The following is a 3,886-nucleotide window of genomic DNA, read 5'->3' on the forward strand; positions in this document are numbered from 1 at the left end:
CTACTAGTGATCTTTTTACCAATTTTGTTACTTAGTATTATACCTGACACTAGCAGTAATAACCACTCAGCCTACGAGCATATAATAATTATTATTTTATCATAAATCTTCTAGGTATTGGGGTAGTAAAGTTAATTCATTTTTTAAATAATCAAATTTAATAAATCTAATATAATTTATTTGAGTAATACTGCTCTATTGATATATATTAATAGAATGCACATAGGTAGGTATTAATTCTATAATGCCAAATAAAAAATTAATCACATGAGGTGTTATGGTGATAGAAAAAATTATGAATAAGGCACTGGCCGGAGATCACCTTTCCGATAACGAAGTATTACAATTACTGGACACCAAAACCGGTGATGATTTTACCGAACTTATGGAAACGGCCTATCAGATAACCAAAGAGCATCATAAAACCATCAAACTTACCTCAACCGTCCACATTACCAATCAGTGCGAAGTCACCCCTAAATGTAAATACTGTGGATTTGCAGCAGGTACTTCTCCTGAAGGATATTATCATCCATTTTTTAAAACCGATGATGAGATACGCGAAGCAGTAATCTCCATCGAAAAGTCAGGAATTCCACGGGTGAGTTGTTCGGGAGCTCACGGATACCATGGCGAGCAGGCAGTAACCGCTTCCCGGATCGTGAAAGAGAACACCTCATTAGAACTGCTCGTAAATGTCGGTGCCGACCTGAACCGTCAGTCCCTGGAAAAGATCGCACATTACGAAACTGAAACGGTATGCTGTAATCTGGAGACGACAAATGAACGACTCTTTCATCAAATAAAACCCGGGGAGTCACTACAAAACCGGATAAAAACATGCCAGATGATATCTGACAGTGACGTAGAACTTTCATCAGGCCTGCTCATCGGGATCGGAGAGTCTCATCAGGATCGCCTGAATCACCTGAAATTCCTGAAGCGGTTCAAGAATCTTGGAGAGATCCCGATCATGGGGTTTAACCCGTACCGGGGAACCCCGATGGAGAACCATCCTGTCTGTTCACTCAATGACCAGATGAGAACAATTGCCGTCACCCGAATCCTGTTTCCGGATATCAGGATCACGGTTCCGACTCCGACCATCGGGCCTGAAAACGTAAAATTCTCCCTGATGGCAGGTGCGAATAACCTGGCGACGGTCATCCCCGATACCTATCCACTTGAAATCAAAGGAGTAGGGTCTCCTGCATGTGGAACCTTGATGAATGTGTTGAAGGTAACTATCGATATGGGGCTGATCACCGAACTTCGGACCTGCTTTGTCCCGGTTTTGAATCGAACCCCTCTTGCTTCCGGCATGTAAGGTGAGCATCGTTCAGCTTTGGTACCAATTACAAATGAGATCTGACAAAACAGGAATGCCATGAGCCTTGAAGAATCAATAAAGCATGCGTATCATGAATCAGTATCAGGAGAACGAAGGGGAGATACCCGCGATGAACTTGAAGAGATTAAGAGTTATATCCGCAGTTCAAATGAGATCCGTGTCCCGAATGGCTCCGGAGAAAAACTGGATGCGATCAATGAGGTTCTCTGGCAATTCGGACTCACACTGGCAAAACATCTGCCTATCCATACCAACTCCTGCGATGTAACCCGCATGCCAGCAATCACCAAAGGATTCATGGCCCTTGATGTATCGGTATGTGACCTGGTTATTGCACGAGGCAGGCTGGGTGTTCCCGGATCAGGGTCCATGCTGGTGATTATGGATAAAAAAGGGAGAATATTATCAGCAGCACTCTCTCCTGCCCACGTGTTACATGAAAAATCCTTAGTTGAGGCGGTTCGGGATGAGATGCAGGCAGCATTAGATAGAATAGGTCTGGTTCCCCTATTCGGAAGGCGTCGTTGAACAACTATATATCCTGCGAGGAGGGTATCACCCCCACGGTTACCACCATCTTCTCTCAGACCCGTATCACTGATATCATGGATCAGATAACCGGCGGAAAGGTCCATGCAGTACATGAATGGCTGAATAACCAGGAATACACTCCTGAAAGGTGCCTGATTATCGGGGCGTATCTTACCGGAGCGAAACTTGCTGCAAGTCTGAAAAAAACCGCTTCCGTCACCGTTTTTGACCAGTATCCCCATCTTGGATGTCTGGTGGATCCTGATGTCTCATATGTCAGTTGCAGTGATGACCTGAAGGCTCATCGATGGGATCTCATCGTCGATACTACCGGTCTTGGCGGCATATCCTCTGATATCCTGGGTTCCTTATCTTCTCCTGCGTTATTTGTGGTAGAAGATCCCTGCTCTGAAGGAAGTGATGAGACCATAATTAAGACTAGTCAGTGCCAGACCCTGTTGCAAAAAATTCCTGCACAAAAACGTGGACGATTATTCACCAGTGGGCTTGCTACCAAAACTTCGGGGACGATGACCCTTACCGCTGAAGTGCTCGGTCGCTCCATTCGGGATGCAACCAAGCAGGAAGGGGTACTCTACAGCACTGCACCCTTGGATCATTATGAGCGGATTTTGTTTAAAGAAAAAGATTATGAAACATTTTTAAAAAAAATCTATCAAAGTGCCCTTATCGTCTCATCTCTGGTAAACATGGATTGCGATAAGATTCTCACAAAGAATCTCTCCTGTATCTGTTCGAAAGTCATTGACTTTGAAGGGGATGATACATGAAGGCTGATCTCCTGTTTCAAAAGATCGAAGCAATAATCCCGTTACATCTGGCATTAGACGGGGATCCGGTAGGCTATATCGGAACCATTCCGCCAGACCAACTGGAAGTAAACAACATCCTGGTAGTAATGGACTATCTTCCGGGATCTCAACCGGGTGCAATTGAGTACCGGCAGTACGATCTGATCGTCCTCCATCATCCGCCGATTACTCCCCCTCCGATTCCTGCCTATGTCATTCATTCAAATTGGGATCTCATGAAGGGCGGTGCCTGTGATGCACTTGCTGATTGCCTGAATATTGAGATATCAGATACCTTGGATCCGGTATCTGGCCTCGGAAGAATCGGAACGGTCAGGAACGGGCCGATTCCTCTGGTGAGATTTGCCAGATATGTGATGAAAAGCCTGATGATTGAATATCTGAAGGTGGTGAATTACTCCAGTGATCGGTTGATAACCAGGGTTGGGATGGTTTCAGGATTTGGATTAAACCCTGAATTGATCGGAACAGCCATGGGCAGGGATCTGGATCTGTTTATCTCTGGTGATCTTACGCATCCCGGTGCAATCAGGGCAATTAACACGCCATTGATTCTCATGGATGCATCTCATCATGCTACCGAACTTCCGGGTCTCACCAGATTAGGTGAAATATTGTCCACCCTTGGGGTAATGGTCAAAGTCATCGATACCGGGGTTCCGGTAGGGGTATATACCGACTATTATCGCCCGATATCCTACCGTGGTAATTAAATTCCGAACTTTCCTGTCAATACTTTTCACTGGTGGCAGCCGCTACCGCTTCTCCCAGTGATCTTCCTTTCTGATATGCTTCTGCCAGTATCTCGGGGAAGAGAGCAAGATCCTTTTTCATATCCATGTCCCTGACAAAGAGTTCATCGGCAAGTTTACAGTCGATTATATCACAAAATGATAATGTGGAAAGTTTTACCCCGTCAAAATTTTCCGGAACATTCATGCCCGATATCGAAATGAGCAGGGTTCTGCGATGCGAGCGTTTTTCTGGAGGAACAAGTCGCGATTTTCGTTCGTATTTTGCACAATAAAAGACCTGGAACCGGTCCATGAACGACTTCAGTGCTCCTGGAATGCCCATCGTCATCACCGGGGTAGCGATGATCAGACTGTCAATCTCTTTGAAGAGCGTATACATCCCATCCATATCATCCTCCATCATGCACTGGTCATGA

5 protein-coding genes are annotated in these 3,886 nt (G+C 45.2%); 4 read left to right on the forward strand and 1 reads right to left on the reverse strand.

The genetic code is table 11. The annotated features are described in order from the left end of the window. The first annotated feature begins 295 nt into the window (after nucleotides 1–295). The 4 genes from hmdB to LUQ50_RS04270 are packed head-to-tail and all read left to right on the forward strand — an operon-like array spanning nucleotide 296 to nucleotide 3,428. A complete protein-coding gene (gene hmdB, locus LUQ50_RS04255; RefSeq protein ID WP_300036667.1) occupies nucleotides 296–1,327 on the forward strand; it encodes a 5,10-methenyltetrahydromethanopterin hydrogenase cofactor biosynthesis protein HmdB in 1,032 nt (343 codons plus the stop codon). 60 nt (nucleotides 1,328–1,387) lie between these two features. Further along, nucleotides 1,388–1,879, forward strand: coding sequence for a DUF3236 domain-containing protein (locus LUQ50_RS04260; RefSeq protein ID WP_300036672.1), 492 nt, complete (start codon nucleotides 1,388–1,390; stop codon nucleotides 1,877–1,879). Then, nucleotides 1,876–2,673: an SAM-dependent methyltransferase HcgC family protein gene (locus LUQ50_RS04265; RefSeq protein WP_300036675.1), complete on the forward strand. Its 798-nt coding sequence runs from the start codon at nucleotides 1,876–1,878 to the stop codon at nucleotides 2,671–2,673. Before LUQ50_RS04260 ends, LUQ50_RS04265 begins: the two co-directional genes overlap by 4 nt. Next, on the forward strand, nucleotides 2,670–3,428 hold the full coding sequence (locus tag LUQ50_RS04270; protein ID WP_300036678.1) for a Nif3-like dinuclear metal center hexameric protein: 759 nt from the start codon (nucleotides 2,670–2,672) through the stop codon (nucleotides 3,426–3,428). Before LUQ50_RS04265 ends, LUQ50_RS04270 begins: the two co-directional genes overlap by 4 nt. Nucleotides 3,429–3,444: 16 nt before the next feature. Here LUQ50_RS04270 and LUQ50_RS04275 read toward each other — a convergent pair. Further along, on the reverse strand, nucleotides 3,445–3,886 hold a 442-nt coding region (locus LUQ50_RS04275), incomplete at its 5' end, for an NAD(P)H-dependent oxidoreductase (RefSeq protein WP_300036680.1).

This window comes from Methanospirillum sp. (assembly GCF_028679455.1).
In the GTDB taxonomy this organism is placed as follows: domain Archaea; phylum Halobacteriota; class Methanomicrobia; order Methanomicrobiales; family Methanospirillaceae; genus Methanospirillum.